The 17,303-nt window shown below is 40.7% G+C and carries 10 protein-coding genes; 3 read left to right on the top strand and 7 right to left on the bottom strand.

Features of this window, described 5'->3' with window-relative positions; translation table 11 throughout:
* Positions 1–17: 17 nt before the first annotated feature.
* Positions 18–980 carry a hypothetical protein gene (locus BUE31_RS16980; RefSeq protein WP_073405037.1) on the top strand — a complete coding sequence of 321 codons (963 nt, stop codon included), beginning with the start codon at positions 18–20 and terminating at the stop codon, positions 978–980.
* Here the strand turns inward: BUE31_RS16980 and BUE31_RS16975 are convergent.
* From BUE31_RS16975 to ggt, 3 genes are all read right to left on the bottom strand, one after another.
* Positions 975–3,131: a glycoside hydrolase family 31 protein gene (locus tag BUE31_RS16975; protein WP_083620051.1), complete on the bottom strand. Its 2,157-nt coding sequence runs from the start codon at positions 3,129–3,131 to the stop codon at positions 975–977. The two genes, BUE31_RS16980 and BUE31_RS16975, sit on opposite strands and share 6 nt — an antisense overlap.
* A gap of 11 nt (positions 3,132–3,142) precedes the next feature.
* A complete protein-coding gene (locus BUE31_RS16970; RefSeq protein ID WP_410504007.1) occupies positions 3,143–3,580 on the bottom strand; it encodes a MarR family winged helix-turn-helix transcriptional regulator in 438 nt (145 codons plus the stop codon).
* Between the two features lie 108 nt (positions 3,581–3,688).
* On the bottom strand, positions 3,689–5,398 hold the full coding sequence (ggt, locus tag BUE31_RS16965) for a gamma-glutamyltransferase (protein ID WP_073405035.1): 1,710 nt from the start codon (positions 5,396–5,398) through the stop codon (positions 3,689–3,691).
* A gap of 309 nt (positions 5,399–5,707) precedes the next feature.
* On the opposite strand from ggt, the gene BUE31_RS16960 reads away from it, so the two are divergent.
* The gene (locus BUE31_RS16960; protein ID WP_073405034.1) at positions 5,708–6,202 is read left to right on the top strand and encodes a hypothetical protein; all 495 of its coding nucleotides are present in this window, start codon (positions 5,708–5,710) and stop codon (positions 6,200–6,202) included.
* 94 nt (positions 6,203–6,296) lie between these two features.
* Here the strand turns inward: BUE31_RS16960 and BUE31_RS16955 are convergent, their stop codons facing one another.
* From BUE31_RS16955 to BUE31_RS16945, 3 genes are all read right to left on the bottom strand, one after another.
* Entirely contained in the window at positions 6,297–10,034 is a 3,738-nt protein-coding gene (locus BUE31_RS16955; protein WP_143167164.1) for a S8 family serine peptidase, read from the bottom strand.
* Between the two features lie 422 nt (positions 10,035–10,456).
* Positions 10,457–11,851 carry a Gfo/Idh/MocA family protein gene (locus BUE31_RS16950; protein ID WP_073405032.1) on the bottom strand — a complete coding sequence of 465 codons (1,395 nt, stop codon included), beginning with the start codon at positions 11,849–11,851 and terminating at the stop codon, positions 10,457–10,459.
* 225 nt (positions 11,852–12,076) lie between these two features.
* On the bottom strand, positions 12,077–13,645 hold the full coding sequence (locus tag BUE31_RS16945; protein WP_073405031.1) for a carboxylesterase/lipase family protein: 1,569 nt from the start codon (positions 13,643–13,645) through the stop codon (positions 12,077–12,079).
* 231 nt (positions 13,646–13,876) lie between these two features.
* Between BUE31_RS16945 and BUE31_RS16940 the strand changes: the two genes are divergently transcribed.
* Positions 13,877–15,796: a beta-N-acetylhexosaminidase gene (locus BUE31_RS16940; protein ID WP_073405030.1), complete on the top strand. Its 1,920-nt coding sequence runs from the start codon at positions 13,877–13,879 to the stop codon at positions 15,794–15,796.
* 100 nt (positions 15,797–15,896) lie between these two features.
* Here BUE31_RS16940 and BUE31_RS16935 read toward each other — a convergent pair whose 3' ends face one another.
* Positions 15,897–17,303, bottom strand: a complete 1,407-nt coding sequence (locus tag BUE31_RS16935) for a hypothetical protein (RefSeq protein WP_073405029.1) — start codon at positions 17,301–17,303, stop codon at positions 15,897–15,899.

Here is a 17,303-nt window from a genome sequence, read left to right as displayed (position 1 = left end):
CCATCTATAAATTAATTATGAAGAAGATATTACTAAGCATTTTTATACTCGTTTTATTTTTAAATGCAAAAGCACAGGTAACTACCCTTGCCGGCGATTATAAGATTATTGATATAGGAGGTAATGGGTATGGCGATTATACCCATTCATTAATTTTATTGCACCAAATGTATAACGGAGCCACGCCTATAGATCATAACTATGCGATAGGAACAATTACTGCTATGCGCGGTACCGCAAGTGCTGGTAACAGAATTAATGTGGTCAATATCAATACTTCTTCCGCATACCTGAGCACATCAGCTACGATTAATTCTTACGATGACAACGTTTCATGGAGTTTAAAAACATGTTTATATAATGGAAATATGTACCTGGCAGTTGATATTCCTTATTCGGTTGCATATCATAATTGGGGATTTAAGTTTAGTGGTGCAACATCTTCTACAGGCGAAAATATGAAATGTGTTTCTTATCTGGTGAATGGGCTGCCTGTGAATCAGAGTGTGCTCAGTAATATCCAGAACTTTAATCCAACTATGATAGAAACCCATGTAGCTGCAGGAGTATATGTCACTGGTGTTTTAGGAATTGGCACATCAGACACCCATGGATACCAGTTCGCAGTAAATGGAAACATCCATTCAAAACAAGTAAATGTAGATCTTACTAATTGGCCGGATTATGTCTTTAAAAAGGATTATTCGTTAAAACCTTTATCCGAAGTAAAAACCTATATCGATCAAAACCAGCACTTGCCCGGAATACCATCAGCGCAACAGATCACTAAAGATGGCCTTAACCTTGGCGAAATGAATCAATTGTTGATGAAAAAAGTGGAAGAACTGACTTTGTATTTGATTGAAAAAGATAAAGAGATGAAAGAAGAGCATTTGTCCAATAAATCACAACAGGAAGAAATTACAGCGCTAAAACAACAGGTACAATTACTAATAAAAAACGCCAATAAAAAATTATAAAACAAACTTCCAGTCAATTATCTGGTACCTTGAGTGTTTAAAATTTCCAGTCCGTTTAACATTACCCTTTTTGTTGGTGCATGATAAATTTACTGTATTGAAATTGCCTTTTTGGTAATTGAAAGTGGTGCCATCATCTTCAAAAAGTGTGGTATTTACAGGATTGGCTCCATATACCATACAAGTGATTTGAAACCGGGTATCAGGCGCAATATATTCAACAGGCTGGGCCAGTGGTAAAATAGTACCTGCTTTAATAAAAATGGGCAATTCTGTTACACTGGTTTTTATGATATATTCCTTTCCGCCCTCATATTTTTGATTTGTATTAAAATTATACCAGATCCCGGCAGGCAGATAAACTTTTCTTTCATCGGCCTTTTCAGTTAATGGGGCGGCAAGAATTCCCTGGCCTATAAGATATTCATCAGATATGTTATAGGTATTTTTATCCCGTGGATAATCAACTACCAGCGCCCTGAATGGAGGAATCCCTTTAAAATGATAATCGGCAAAGGCATTGTAAAGATAAGGCACCAGGCTCATCCTGAAGTTAAGCAAAGTGCGCACGTTTGCTTCCACTTGTTTGGCATCAGGCATTAGTTCGTTCCTGTTATTTTTCTCCCTGTTTATTTGCAGCCATGGCGGATTTTGCAAGTACCATGAATTGTACAAGGTTTGCGCAGATAGTACCGCAGTCTGACTACGGCGCATCAGGTCGTTAACAGAATTTGATTCCCTTACTTCAGGAGACCAGATCAGTCCTGAAAATCCTGAATTAACAATCATGCGGATATACTCATCATGATTATAAGTATCGCTGTATAAAGCTGCCGGATATGAGGAAGCAAAAGCATTGGATGCCCTTACATCCAAAAAAGTACGGGTGTTGAGTTCCTTATAGATCTTGTAAATGGCCTTTTGATAAACAATTCCAAAAACCTGGTGCATTTGTTCGCCATTTATGCCAGATGGGAAAAAACTATATTCAGGAAAGCTCCAGGTAGAATTGCCAGTAGTTAAATTAGAATTGTCGCACTCATCCATTTTAAAACCGGAGATCCCTTGTTTAATAAAAGTTTCTTTATGGTAATCACCAAATATTTTTGATGCGGCCGGGTCTGCAAAATCAGGTACCAGGCCATTCCATACCAAATAATCGCCTGCTTTGTTTTTTAGCGGCTCATATAAAGGCGATTTAGGTGATACAAAAGCATGCTCCCATAAATTGAGATGAAAACCATGGCTTTTCATGCTGTCAATCAATAAGGCCGGTGAAGGAAATAACTCTTTGTTCCACACATATGAACAGGAATAAGCCGCTGTTTGCCATTTAGGCTCAAGTCCAAGCACATCAACGGGAATGTTGTTAGTTCTAAAGTACGACGCCATTTGCATTACTTGCTGCTGGCTAAAATCAGCTTTAACCCGGTATTTAACACCAAGTCCCCAAATGGCAGGCAATGCCCCTCCGCCTGAGAATAAGTTATAACGTTGTAAAACATTAAGCAGCTCAGGGCCCTCAAAAATATACACTTCTATCCCTTCCGCGCCTGGTACATCTACAGCTACGTTGCTGCCCGGTTTGTCATCATTTTTATACAACTCGGCAACAGAGTTTCCATTTTTATTCTGATTAACGATTTTTTGTTTATTATTTAACTTTTCTGTAGTACCACAATAAAACGTGGTATATCTTGCTGTGTTAACCAGGATGCCATAACCTTTATTTGAAACATAAAAAGGCATGGGCGCATGGGTATAACCCACATCATTTAACGGGTTATCATTCACGATGGGCTTTTTACGCAAACCACGCTGGTTAAAAGAGCCTATTTGCAAGCCAAATCCGTACAGCTGTTCGGTATCTGCTAAAGGGATCTCAACCAGCACACCCCTGTTTGTGATTCTTATTTTTATGTCATTAATATTAAAAGGAAGCTTTGCACCAGGCAGTTGCTGCATTGCAGCTTTCATTGGCGCTTCATCACAAAATCCGTAAGGAGTAAACTGATCCAATTTACCAGTGCTGATCTTTTTTACACCGGGTGCTGGCTCATTAATTACTAATTGCCGCTGCCCATAAGCGGTACAAAAACACAATAACATTAAAACAGAATAGAAAAGGCCTGAAAGGATATTTTTTTTCATTATTAAAATGATTACTCCTCCGGCTTAAAATTCAGCGTAAGCTGGTTTACTTTTTTTAACATCTTCACCAGGTATTCCCTGTCGCTTTCACTAATGTTGTCATTAAGGTAATTGTTAAATTTTTTTCCTATTACACGGGCCTGGTGGCGTTTTTCCCTGCCCAGTTCTGTCAGATAAATTTTAACCGAACGCTTGTCGCCCTCGTTTGATTCCCTGTAGATCAACCCTGATTTTTCCAGCTGGCGCAACATCCTCGACAAACTGGTAGACTTTAATCCAAGCAAAGCTGCCACCTGCGAGACGGTGGTGCCTTCCTTCTCGTCAATATTTATAAGCAAATATCCAATTGATTGCGTTATGCCAAATTCAGCAACCAACTGGTTATACCGGTTAGCAACAGTTTGCCAAACTATCTTCAAAAAATAGTCGATAGTTTCCTGGTGTTTTATGTTTTGGTTCATATTTTAGTTCATAGTTGGTTCATAGTTCATGGTTCATAGTTCATGGTAGCTGCAATTTGCACTTTTTACTATGAACTATGAACCATCAGCTATGAACTAATAACCCATCTTACTGTCATCTCCTCTCGGGTCGGCGCCGCCATAGTAGTAGCCATCTTTTGTTATTAAAATTGCGTCAACCCTGCCGCCAACTCCGCCGGTTATTATTTTATAGCCTTTTTGCTGTAATTTCTCTATAGTGGCACTATCAAATGCATCTTTTTCTATATTCACCTGGTCAGGCAGCCATTGGTGATGGAAACGTTTGGAATCTACCGCTTGCTGCATACCCTGGTCAAACTCAATTACATTTAAAATAGTTTGAAATACGGATGTTATAATAGTTGATCCGCCCGGTGTTCCAACAACCATCAACAACCTACCATCCCGTTCAATAATAGTAGGCGTCATTGACGACAGCATCCTTTTACCGGGCTGGATGCTGTTTGCCTTACCGCCAACAAGCCCGAACATATTTGGCACACCAGGCTTGGCGCTAAAATCGTCCATCTCATTATTCAGCAAAAAGCCTGCACCACCAACAAAGATCTTTGACCCGAATGATCCGTTTAGCGTCGTAGTTATAGCAACGGAGTTACCCTGGCCATCAACAATAGAATAATGCGTAGTTTGATCACTTTCATACCCTGCAAATGCCCCCGGCTGAATAGCGCTGCTTGGCGTAGCAGCATTCCAGTTAAAACTTTTCATGCGGCTATCAATATAAGCAGGTTTCAGCAAGCTGTCTACAGGCACCTTATAAAAATCAGGATCTCCCAGGTATTTTGAACGATCAGCATATACCCTGCGCTCAGCTTCAACAATTAATTGTACGGTTGAATCCTTATTATAGCCCCACCTGTGTAAAGGATAGTTTTCAACCGAATGCAGCAATTGCAACAATGCTATTCCTCCGCTTGATGGTGGCGGCATGGTAATAATTTTATATTCTTTATACATCCCGGTAAGCGCTTTACGCCAAATGGAATGATAATTTTTAAGATCGGCTTTTGATATAAGGCCTTTGCCGTTTTTCATTTCCTCAGCAATTTCATCAGCAACTTTACCGGCATAAAAACCATCCCGCCCCTTATCGCGAATCAATGTGAGTGTTTTTGCAAGATCTTCCTGAACCAGCAGGTCGCCTTCTTTCCATTCGGCAGCTTTTAACAAATAGGTTTTCCCCGGATTAAGCTTTTTAAATTGGGCGCTGCCCCAGTTAAGGGAACCGGCAAGTTTTTTGCTTATTGCAAACCCGTTATGCGCAAGGTCAATTGCGGGCTGTACCAGTTCTTCCCATTTTAGTCTTCCGTATTTTTTGTGCGCCTCAACCATACCATCAACCGAGCCGGGCACACCGGATGCCTGGTGAGTTACAAGGCTCATATCGGGGATTACATTCCCTGCACTGTCAAGGTACATATTGGCGCTGGCTGCTGCCGGGGCTTTCTCTCTAAAATCAAGCGTATTGCTTTCCCCTTCGGCATTTCGGTAAACCATAAAACCACCACCGCCTATGTTACCTGCTTCGGGGTAGGTTACCGCAAGTGCAAATTGAACCGCAACAGCCGCATCAACTGCATTGCCGCCTTTTTTTAAGATCTCCAGCCCAACCTTTGCAGCATTAGGGGTGGCACAAACCACCATCCCGTTACGGTATAGCCCATCAATATTTTTTGCAGGTTGGTTCTGTGCAAACGCATGCTGGAAAAAAGTAATTGTAAGTAACAGTAAAGTTGTTTTTTTTATGCCGAATAGGTAGTTCATGTATCAAAAGAATTAATCGGACTAATTTATCATATTTAGATTTAAAAAATGAAGATGCGGGTTTAATTAAAAGTTGAATGGCTGATTGAGTTGACTAAGTTGATTGAGTTTCCCTCGTTTAACCCAATCAACCACTCACCCAATCAACCTATTTTTTTCCCCTTGAAAGTCAGCCGGTTGTTAGCTTATGATGCTGATCACACTGGCAAAACACCAATAAAATATTAAATCTGCCGTTTATTTGCTTTTACATATATGAAAATATTATTAGATAATAACTTCATTAACCTTGAATAACCATTTTATCGAATGAAAAAACTACTTAGCTGCTTATTTATTTTAGCATCATTTTTACTCATCAGCAAGCGCTCAAACGCACAGGATTATAAAACCGCCGCCGGCCTGAAATTCGGTGGTTATGAAAACGGCATCTCCGGTAAATATTTCACCACTGATGACATAGCCCTGGAAGGATTGATAGGGTTCAGATCACATGGCGTGGTGTTTACCGGTTTATATGAAGTGCACCAGGTAGCTTTTGGTGTTAAGGAACTAAAATTTTACTATGGCGCCGGCGCGCATATTGGCGCCATTGGAAGTGGTCTTTACCGCAGGTTTAATGGCGATGACGAATACTATAACCATAGCCACATTTTGCTTGGTGTTGATGGTGTTTTAGGCCTGGAGTATGTGATCCCGCAATCGCCAATTGCCGTTAGCCTTGATCTTAATCCACGGGCTGAGCTGGCAACAGGTCCATTTTTTGATATTGCCCCGGGGCTGGGGATAAAGTACACATTTTAGTCCGAAAGTCCGGAAGTCGGAAAAGTCCGAAAGAAAGAACTAATAACCATTGCTTCTTTCGGACTTCCGGACTTTACTGACTTTCCGACTCCCCCTACCTCAAAATAATAACCTTCGTATTATACGCCTTTTGCCCCAGCTGGATCTTTAAAATATAGCTTCCGGGTGGCAGCCTTGTAACATCAGCTATGGTGCTGAAATTGCCTGCTGCAATTGTTTGTTTAGTGTTATAAACTATTTGTCCGGCGGCGTTTATAAGTGAAATTGTGACGTTATCGCTGTTTTTAGCCGCAAAAAGAATATTTAACTGGCTGCTTGCCGGTACCGGGAATACTACCAAACCTATATCGGTTTTACTCCCTGCATTGTTGGTTGTTATGATGTAAACATAATTATCAGACAATGCAATACAGCCGCCATCTAATATAAGCCCAACCTGGTAGTTACCGCTTTGTGCCGGCGTGTATGTTGCATTGGTTGCCCCCGCAATAGCTTTCCCGTTTAAATACCATTGATTATTTGCTGCAACACTTGAACTTAAAACAGTGCCGTTTTGGGTTATTACAGGCTTGGAAACCATTACCGCCTGCCTTACCGTTGACGGGCATCCGGCGCTTTTTACCTTAACATCGTAAAAATAATAATAGTAGCTTTTATAAGCAGCCGTATCAGTCCCTGATGTGGCGTTATTACCGGTAATACTGAATATATTCCCTATTGTAAACGGATAGCCGGTTACACCTGTGTTGTTACGGTATATGGTTGCCGTGTTATCATATGATATATTAATGGTATAATCTCCGGCAGCAGGCAACAATAAGTTAAGGTTATAAACTGCGCCCTGGTCATTAGCATCATCGGGCTGATTACCCGGCAACGGTGTAGTGCGTGTGGCAACTGCATTAATGGTACTGCTTGATACGGTACGACCACTTGCATCTGCAACATTAAAAGTTATTTTACCTGAGTTACCTATGTACAGGCGGGCGCTTTCAATAATTACAGGGATTTTTGTAGTTACACTAACATATGGTGAAAACTGGTTATACCCACCACCTGTAAATACATTTTTTGTGATAGGGCCAATACTTCCCGTAAAATCATTAAGCCCTGCATAATACGTATTGTTTATGGGTGCTTGAGAAATTGTTGCCGGAGAACCATAGGCAACAGGAATAGCATCTGTATTGTTTTGATACCATAGCAACTCGCCATCTCCCGAGCCGGATACCTGGTACTGTTTGCTATCTTCGCAATAATAAGCAACAAGATCTGCTGCCACTGGTGGCAAGCTGATAGTTACCGTTTCAGATGTTTGGTTGTTGGCGCTAACCGGATCATTAGCCAGGTTGCTGGCGGCTACAATTTTATAGGTTGATCCGGCAATCGCATTAAATGAAGTGTTCAGTATAAAATCTTCCTGCTCCAGGGGCTGCAGCGTGCCGGTATAAGTTTGATTTAAAGTAGTAATTGAATTATCGGGCGCTGTAATAGTAACAACAACCGGGATATTGCTTATGGCCAGCCCGCCAAAGTTTTTAAGCCTCACCGTAATTTGTGTAGCAGCCGAGCACGAGCCTGTAGCATCAGGACTAACAATAGCAATTACCCCTGCATCAATACCTGTTTGCAAAAACTGCACCCGGTAATCCTGTGTTTCGCCTTTGGCATAAGTACCGCAGGGTTTTATTACCGATGTATCGGTGGTTTCAGTAAGTACCACACGCATTATGCTAAAATTACCCGGCACTACTGTTGCGGGTACGCTTATGTTGCTTGTATATGTACCTGTTGCATTAATAATGCCCGACGTTGCCACCAGTTCATTGGCATCAAAAACACCATTACCGTTCCAATCTATGTAAACTTTAGCTGCTTTGTTAAAGTTTGCGCCACAGGTGCCTAAAGTAATGCTTAAAGGGTATGTTTTTCCCTGCTCCAACTGCATGGTAAGGTTGGTATGGTCTGAATAGCTGCTGCAGCCTGCTGGTGCCGTGTAGTTAAGATTTGCCAATGTTACGTTATTAACGCGCGAGTCGGCATTTGATACCGGGTTTGATGCGCAATAGGTGCTGCCGCCTACCCCTGTTGCTATGAGCGAATAATCCTGTGCCCCGGCCAGTAAGGTGCCTTTATTTGATACTGTTATAGTGTAAGTTTTACCAGCAACAGCACCAGGTATATAAACCTGTTCAATATTATCTAAAATATTATCGCCTGTTTTTGCTGCTACTGATGGATTCAACGGGTCTAATACCCACGGGTTAAAAGTTGTGGTACCATCACTTACCCTAATGTCAAGGTCGTTTACCAATTTTGGTGTACGGCTGTTTATTGTTCCGTCTTTGGTAGCAGCGCCTGCCGGGTCCGTCCATGAAATAGTTACAGCCAAAGGCCCATTGCCGGATGCTATAACATTATAAGTTTGTTTTTGCGCTTGTTGTAATGAAGCTTCTTTTATCAGGCTTTTGCCATTATTATCTGTTATGGCTTGTGCAGCCCTGCGCATATCCAGCAGTCCCCATCCGTAAATATAGTCGGGGCCCACATTGCCGGCATCAAAAGCGGTATGACAGGCCAGCCCTTTAAGTGTAGCCGCACGCATAAATTTACCGTTGTTTTTTTCCGTATAGTATTCCTGCAATAAGTATAATGACCCTGTTACATTGGGTGCAGACATAGAAGTTCCCGATAGCGTAATATAAGAGGTTTTACTGCCGCTGCCTGTTGATAACACATCAACGCCATCGCCTACTATATCCGGTTTGATCCGGCCGTCATCTGTTGGGCCATAGCCGCTAAAATAGGCTATGCTTATACCATTGCTGGTGGCGGGGCCGTTTGGCAATGGATTTACAGCGCCTACAGTTAAAATATTTTTAGCATTACCGGTTGTAGCAATAATATCATATCCATCATTACTGCTTATGCCAACAGGCCTTTTGCCTTTATCAACCAGGGTTTGATTAGTTATGCTTGCATAACCATAATAATCTTCACCAACAGCCGGGCCGGTATCCGCACGGCTATTTCCTGCCGACTCCACTATTAAATAGTAAGGTGCATTATAGGCTATTTTATCCCAATCCTGCGTACGGCTGCCATAAAAGCCAAAATTATAATCAACGCTGTCACCCGGTAACCCATACCACTCCCAATGATTTTCCGAATCATTAAAATACCACCCTGCCGCATCGCCGTATGAGTGGTTTGATAGCAGCAATCCTGATGCTGCCGCACTCATTTCTGCTACATCATTATCAAAATCATACGACTGTAAAGTAGTAGCATTGAAAGCCATACCTTTGGCAGGAGCATAAACACCTTTTGCTATCATGGTACCAGATACATGGGTAGCGTGATCAATTACTCCTGTTGAATCATGCAGGGTAATGGTTTTGCCGGCAAATTCCTGGTGGGCTTTATAAACCGAACCACCATCCCAGATAGCTAACTTATTATTAATGGCGGTGCTTGATCCGGATAAGTTTAAACCTAGCGAACCACCAGGCTGCACGGTATTGGTACCGGTTGTTGCAGCAGCAGTAGTATTATTGTCAGTTTTAAGATAAATTGGAAACCCCAGGCTGTTAACCCCCTGCAAAGAAATGAGGCCACCTTTTTTTGTTTTCCTTTTTACTGTCCACTCATTTTTTTTTGCAAGTGCTAATGCATTATTATGGTTTATTAAAAATGTATTGTTTGAACGGGCAGACAGGTCGGTCAGTTCCTTTTTCTTAACATCATTAACAGGGATTTGCTGACCAAAGGTTTTATCGGCGAAGCACAGCAAGAAAAAAGAAAAAATAACTGCTGCGTATAATTTATTCATATATTTTTTGGATACCTGTTTAAGCACTAAATATACAGGTAAAACTACTTGCTGTATTTAAAACACAATATAAAATTTGTTTTCAGCCGAATGTCCTTAACCTCAATATTCCCAAATCGGGAAGTTTAGAATAGCACTTTGTGGAATTTTTTTCTTTTATCTTTTGAAGGATTCCTTCCAGGGGAACCATTACGCAATATTTTAATAACTATTACTCAATCACTGCTACTAAAAAGAAAAATAAATAACTATTGGCAATCGCTTTCATTTATTCTACAATATATTGGTATTAAATTCCTGCTTAGCATTGTTATTGCTAAAGTTATGGCGATTTGATAAATTATTGATTTTTGATTTTAAATAATGCTTTAGTTATTAAAGGCCGATGATTGTAGCTATCTGTTCTAATCACTAATTTCTCCCTAACTAACCACCTTCATATTCTCTGCATCCCAATGGATCACCTTGTTATTGAAGTAGCTTTCATTACAAGCTAACGCCGGTGCTGCTGCTCTGAAACCAAATATGGCATCTTCAACTACCGGTTTACCTGTACGGATGGCGTCCATAAAGTTGGCAAAGTGATCGTTGGATGAATTATATCCATCGGGCGAATGATAGCTTACTCCCGGAATGCTGACTGCCTGCTGGTCGGCTGTTGAATATTTTGCGTTATAGTTACTCAGCAAGGTTTTTTGCATAGCCTCAGGAAAAGTATCCAGCGAATCCCAGCCACCTATACCGGGGGCTAAAGGCATTTTACTTTTATGAATGGTAAAACCCTGGTCATCATCAAGATTGATCACTCCTTCAGACCCAATGATCTTGGTAGATGACCGCTCGCCCTCGCCACTTATAAAATTCACCCTCAGGTTTGCCTGAAAAGCGGGATGCTCTTTAGTTGCGGGATACTCAATAACAGCGGTCATAACATCGGGTACATTTCTTCCGTCTTTCCAATAATAGGTACCACCAATGGCATAGATCTTATCAGGGCCTTTGGAGTTAGTTATGAAATGGATCCCCGTTAACAGGTGCACAAAGAGGTCGCCTGCTACGCCTGTGCCATATTCGCGGTAATTACGCCACCTGAAAAACCTGTTACTTTCATAAGGCAGTTTTGTTTTATCGTTAGCCTGGAACCTGCTCCAGTCAACAGTTTGCGGACCAGCATCAAGCGGAATAGTATATTGCCATGCACCGAGGGCATTTTGCCTGTTAAACGAAGCTTCTATCGAATTTATCTGGCCTATGGCGCCAGCCTGGTATAACTCTTTTGCTTTTTGAAATGCAATACTACTTACACGCTGGCTCCCAACCTGGAAAACTGCTTTAGTTTCCTGCTGGGCTTTTATTTCATTAAGCCCCTCGCCTAAATAATGCACCATAGGTTTTTCACTATAAACTGCTTTGCCCTTTTTCATTGCAGCAATAGCAATAGTACTGTGCCAGTTATCGCTGGTTGCAATAATTACGGCATCTACGTCTTTGCGATCAAGGATCTCGTGGTAATCAACGGTAGTAAATATATTTGCGCCATATACTTCTTTAGCACGTTGCAGCCTCCCCTGGTACAGATCGCACACGGCAACCAGCTCAACGCCGGGGCAGGTAAGGGCAGCCTTTGTGTCATTAAAGCCCATTATTCCCATTCCAATGGTGGCAATCCTGATCCTATCATTTGAACTGTATCGTTTTTCGGCTTGTAAAATCCTTCTTTCATGATCTTCCACAGCTGCAAAACCTGAAAGCGAAGCAGAGGTAAGCACAATGGTGCTGCCCAATTGTTTAATAAATTTTCTGCGGTCAGACGACATAATTTTTTAGGTTAAGGGTAATAATTGGCTAATGATTTTCCGGCTTTAAAGGGGCAAAAACGGCTTATAATTGATTAATGCAATATAGGGAATTAGTTTATTGAGTTGGATTAAGTTGATTGAGTTTTATTTAGCCAGGAAGCCGAACAGCTGATTTTAAATTGGGGCACCCTTGCAATAACCTAATCAACTTAATCCAACCCAATCAACTTACTCAACTACACCTCACTTCTCTACCTTCGATAACATAAACTCCAATTCCTCCTTGTCAGGTAATCTTCTCTGTAAGGCAATATTATCAAATACAATAACCTTACTCATGTTTTTATTATATTTTGGCCAGGTTGGCAGATTTTTACCGTTAGGATCTCCATTGGTAATAAAATTAACCCAATAGGCCGACATCTGGCTGGCTAATATCTTATCCGCCGGTTTCCATGGGCGGTTAAGGAACTTTAAATTATCCGTTGCATAAGCCACCTCGCCTGTATGGAAAGCGCCGTACTTTTCAAAATCAGGGGTAGCAGGCAGCTTATGCTGAAAATAATATACGTAAACAGGCGCTTTAGCCCTTTGGGCTTGCAATCCGGCCCACTTATAACCGGAGATAGCAAATATCATGTCCCGGCTTAGTTTTGTTTGGGAATGTGCCGCTTCCTCATCTGTGTTTGCCGGAAAATATTTTAAAAATTCACCGGCATCTTTTCCATATTTTTCTTTTGCCTCCTGTTGAAAAGCCTCTTTCTTTTTAAAGCTAAACACAAAGCCCTCATCTGCATTCCAACCGGTAAGCAGGGGGATATTATTCTCTTTTCCTTCGGCAAAAATCTGCGAAACGGGTTCAGGTAAAACGTAACCGTCAACAATTGGCGAATATCCACCGGGGATTTTCATTAAGTCTGCCGCCAGGACTTTCCTTAGCTCATCAATATTATTTGCATGTGTAACCGAGGCAAGCTTTATACCCTGTTGTTCAGCATCCTTAAGCGTAAGTGATTTTATCATTGGGTTTGATACGATCATAGAGCCACTTTCGGCAATTGCCTTATTAAACAAGCCCTTTGCGACAGGCGCTGCCACCAAACAATTAACACTCATTGACCCTGCCGATTGCCCTCCAATAGTTACATTGCCAGGATTGCCGCCAAAATTTGCAATATTCCTTTTAATCCATTTTAATGCCGCTATCTGATCAAGCAAGGCATAATTACCCGAAGCTTTATCCGGCGATTCTTTGGTCAATTCGGGATGAGCCAGGAAACCAAAAACACCAACCCTGTAATTTATCGACACAAATATTATCCCTTTTTTTGCCATGGCTTCGCCATCATAAATTGGTACCGCTGCACCACCGCTGGCAAAACCACCACCATAGATCCATACAAAAACGGGCTTTTTAGGCGCAGCGCTATTTTTTGCCCAAACATTAAGGTACAGGCAATCCTCGCTTATTGGCTGTTCGGGGATTAAAAACTCCCTGGTATAAACACCAAAAGGAACCGGTTTTGCCTGCATAGGGCTCGGACCAAAAGCATCACATTTTTTTACGCCGGCCCAGTGTTCAACGGGATGTGGTGCTTTCCAGCGCAATTGGCCAACAGGCGGCGCAGCAAATGGAACCCCCTTGAACGATACTACATTACCGGTTATGCTTTTAACACCGGTTATCATACCTCCATCAACATTAATAATACCTGTTAACCCGGCATCATTATTTTTAAAACTAAAAGAATAAAGTAAAACGGACACACCCGCCAATAGGACGAGGACGGCCAAAGAGTAAAGCTTTTTCATGAAAATGGTTTATAATGTGTCTTGTTGACGCAATATACTATTTAGTTGATTAGGTTGATTGAGTGAGTGGTTGATTAAGTTAGTTTTTTTTCATATCAAGCACAATTCAACTTAGTCAACCCAATCTAACTCAATCAACTTAATTAACTAATTCCAACTAATTCTTTTTAATATTATTTAAAAAGTATAATTTGCAGGCAGATATCCCTTCCAGTAAACCCTTTATTAAACATGAAAAAACTATCCTTAGCATTCTGCTGTTGTTTTGTTTCTTTTTTATCGTTTAGCCAAACTACCAAAAGTACGCTGGCAATTATCCCCGAACCGGTAAAAACTATTACAAAACCGGGTCAATTTATTTTACCAAAAAATATAACCATCCAGGCATCCTTAAGTAAAGAGATGACACCTGTAACCGATTACTTAAGAAAGAAACTTAGCGGTGCAACAGGTGCATTTGTTACTGTAAAAAGCAAATTTGCAACACCCGCCACCATTAAGCTGTTGCTAAATACAAAGGCTGATACTGTTTTGGATAAAGAAGGTTACCTGCTATGGGTGGGCGCTAAAGGTATAGTTATAAGAGCCAATGAGCCTGCAGGTCTATTTTATGGGGTACAAACCCTGATGCAGCTATTCCCTAAAGAAATTGAAAGTGCCGAAGTGCACCATATAAAATGGACAGCCCCATGTGTTGATATTACCGACTACCCAAGGTTTGCCTGGAGAGGTTTGATGTTTGATGTATCAAGGCACTTCTTTACGAAAGAAGAGGTTAAGCAATATATTGACCAGATGGTGCGCTATAAGTTTAACCTTTTGCATATGCACCTAACTGATGATGAAGGCTGGCGCATCGAAATCAAAAGTCTTCCGCGTTTAACTACTGTTGGCGCTTATAACGTTAAAAAAGTTGGAGAATTTGGCAACTTTAGCGCTCCTACTCCTGATGAGCCCCGTACTTATGGTGGTTTTTATACACAGGACGACATAAGGGAACTGGTACAATATGGTAAAGATCATTTCCTGAATATTTTACCAGAAGTAGATGTACCAGGGCACAGCCTTGCTGCTGTGGTAGCTTACCCTGAACTATCAGCCACACCCGGTGCTGATAAATACCAGGTGCGCTCAGGCGAGCATATGATGGATTTTGGCGCAGGCGGAATTAAAGCTTTGGTTGATAATACCCTTAACCCGGCAAGCGAAAAAACATACGAATTTTTAGATAAGGTAATGACAGAGGTTGCCCAGCTTTTCCCGTTTGGTTATATCCATTTGGGAGGCGATGAGTGTGCTAAAAGTTTCTGGGAACAAAGCGCTGAGGTTAAAGCGCTGATGCAAAAAGAAAATTTGAAGACCATGGAAGAGGTGCAAAGCTATTTTGAGAAGCGTTTGGAAAAAATTGTAGAATCGAAAGGCAAAAAATTTATGGGCTGGGACGAGATAATTGAAGGCGGTCTGGGTCCTAAAGCGGCAGTAATGAGCTGGCGCGGCATCCAGGGCGGTATTACTGCTTCAAAGCTTGGCCATGAGGTGGTGATGAGTCCAACTACATTTGCTTATCTTGACTATATGCAAAGCGACCGTGTGATGGAACCGCATGTATATGCTACCCTGCGTTTAAATAAATCGTACGAGTTTGAGCCTGTGCCAGATAGTGCTGATTCTAAATTAATACTGGGCGGACAAGCAAATTTATGGACAGAGCAGGTATTCAACTTCAGGCAGGTGGAGTATATGACCTGGCCACGCGGCTTTGCTATAGCTGAATCTGTGTGGTCGCCAAAGGCAAAGAAGGACTGGAACACCTTTTACCCAAAGGTTGAAAAGCATTTCGCCCGTTTTAACGAAGCTGAAGTAAAATATGCGCCAAGCGTTTATGATCCCGACTTTAAGCCAAAAATGACCGCGGATAATAAATTAACCGTTGAGTTTACCAACGAGATCCCCGACCTGGATATCTATTATAGCTTTGACAATTCTTATCCCGACAGGTTTTATCCAAAATATACCAGCGCTATTGAAGTACCAAAAGATGCTACTCAATTAAGGGTGATTACTTACCGTGGGAAGGAGCCGGTTGGACGGATGATTACTATGCCGGTGGCAGAGTTGAAGAGAAGATTGGGGAAGGGTGGGCAGCAATAGGTTTAGTGACTGAGGGAGATTAGTCCTGAATATTTAGTTAATGGGAGATCCCCTTTAAACCAAATGTTCAGGACTTTTGAATTTTAAAGATAGTCCATTTCTAACTTTTCGGTGAATTTGTGCTGTCAATATTATAAGTAAAATCAAGAAAGCCTAAAAAATTAGCCTTTTTAACGTCATACTTTACAGTAAACTTTAGCCACGGGGAATTAGGTAATCTTACACGGAAAGTAGAATTAAAGGAAAATTTATTTTTACTTTCTCCAGCCAAAGCTTTTGTGAATAACAGATCATTTTCAACAGCCATATTTAATTCCATTAAAGAGATTTTGTTGTTCATAAGGAGCACCGTATTAATCCCTGCCTGAAATGCTCCAATATTTCTGTTAACCGAAGTGATTTGCGCCGATTGAATATTGGTAATGGTGTCGCTTAATGAAATTGACAACTCATTAGTTTTTTTTGAGCCGATTTTATTCAGTCCCCATAAACCCTGAAGGCCAAGTACATGGCTAGGCTTAACGGAACCGGTTCCGTATGTATAATTATAGCCAAAAGTAAGAATAGGTTGACGAGTAACATAGTCCACTAAATCTCGATATTGTTTCTGGATTTTTTTATCCGCATCAGTAAGACTGACTGCTTTATATTCGTTTTGCAGTAATTGATCGTTTTGTATGTCTGTATCAATCGCCGTTACTATTTTTTTGATAAGTTCGGCATCCACAAAGAAATCAAATGCAATAGACTGCTTGCCAAATGAAAGTGTATACATATTGAGTGCCTTATCCAACATCAAATTAGCTGTAAAATCAGATAAGTTGGCGGATAAATTCGAAATGCCCATAGCATCTGATTCTGCTATACAGGTATTTAAGTTCTTCTGGGCTACTTTAATCAACTCGTCAATTGTAGGATGGTTAGGAAAGCTTTTTATGGCAGAATAAATTTCAGCTTTCAACTGATCATTTTCTTTTTTTTGATATTGATCTTTAATGATTTTATCCAATTGAACTTTTAGACTAGCTGTAATCGGGGAAATGAAATTTTTCATTTCCTTGCCTTTTATTATTCCAATTTCTTTTAATGCTTTTCCATAATAATTAAAATAATGAAATTCTGTAGTATCTCTTAAATTTAATAAATTATAATTAAATCCCGCTTGTATTGAATTGAATTTACTGTCTTTATCCATTCCGCCTGCAAAAATGAATTGTCCATTACGCTGCCATCTTGATCTAAGGTAATTTGCATCATCATACTTTTTTGCTGAATCCATATTGTTTAAAGCAAACCAATTTAGCTTTAATGTAAGGTTCTTGTTATTGCTGGTAAGATTATTTGCAGCTATTTGCAAGTATTTGGTTAAAAGATCTTCTTTGTTTCCTGTCTTACCTTTATTTATATCCGCTTCAGCGCTCACAAGATTGAAAGTTTGGCTTTGCGCCAAAAGGAAGGTATTATTCAACAGTAACGTGATACTGCATAGATAAATGATTTTTTTCAT

The sequence above is a fragment of the Mucilaginibacter sp. OK098 genome (assembly GCF_900142915.1).
Classification (GTDB): Bacteria; Bacteroidota; Bacteroidia; order Sphingobacteriales; family Sphingobacteriaceae; genus Mucilaginibacter.
This window is presented reverse-complemented; position numbering and strand designations above follow the sequence as displayed.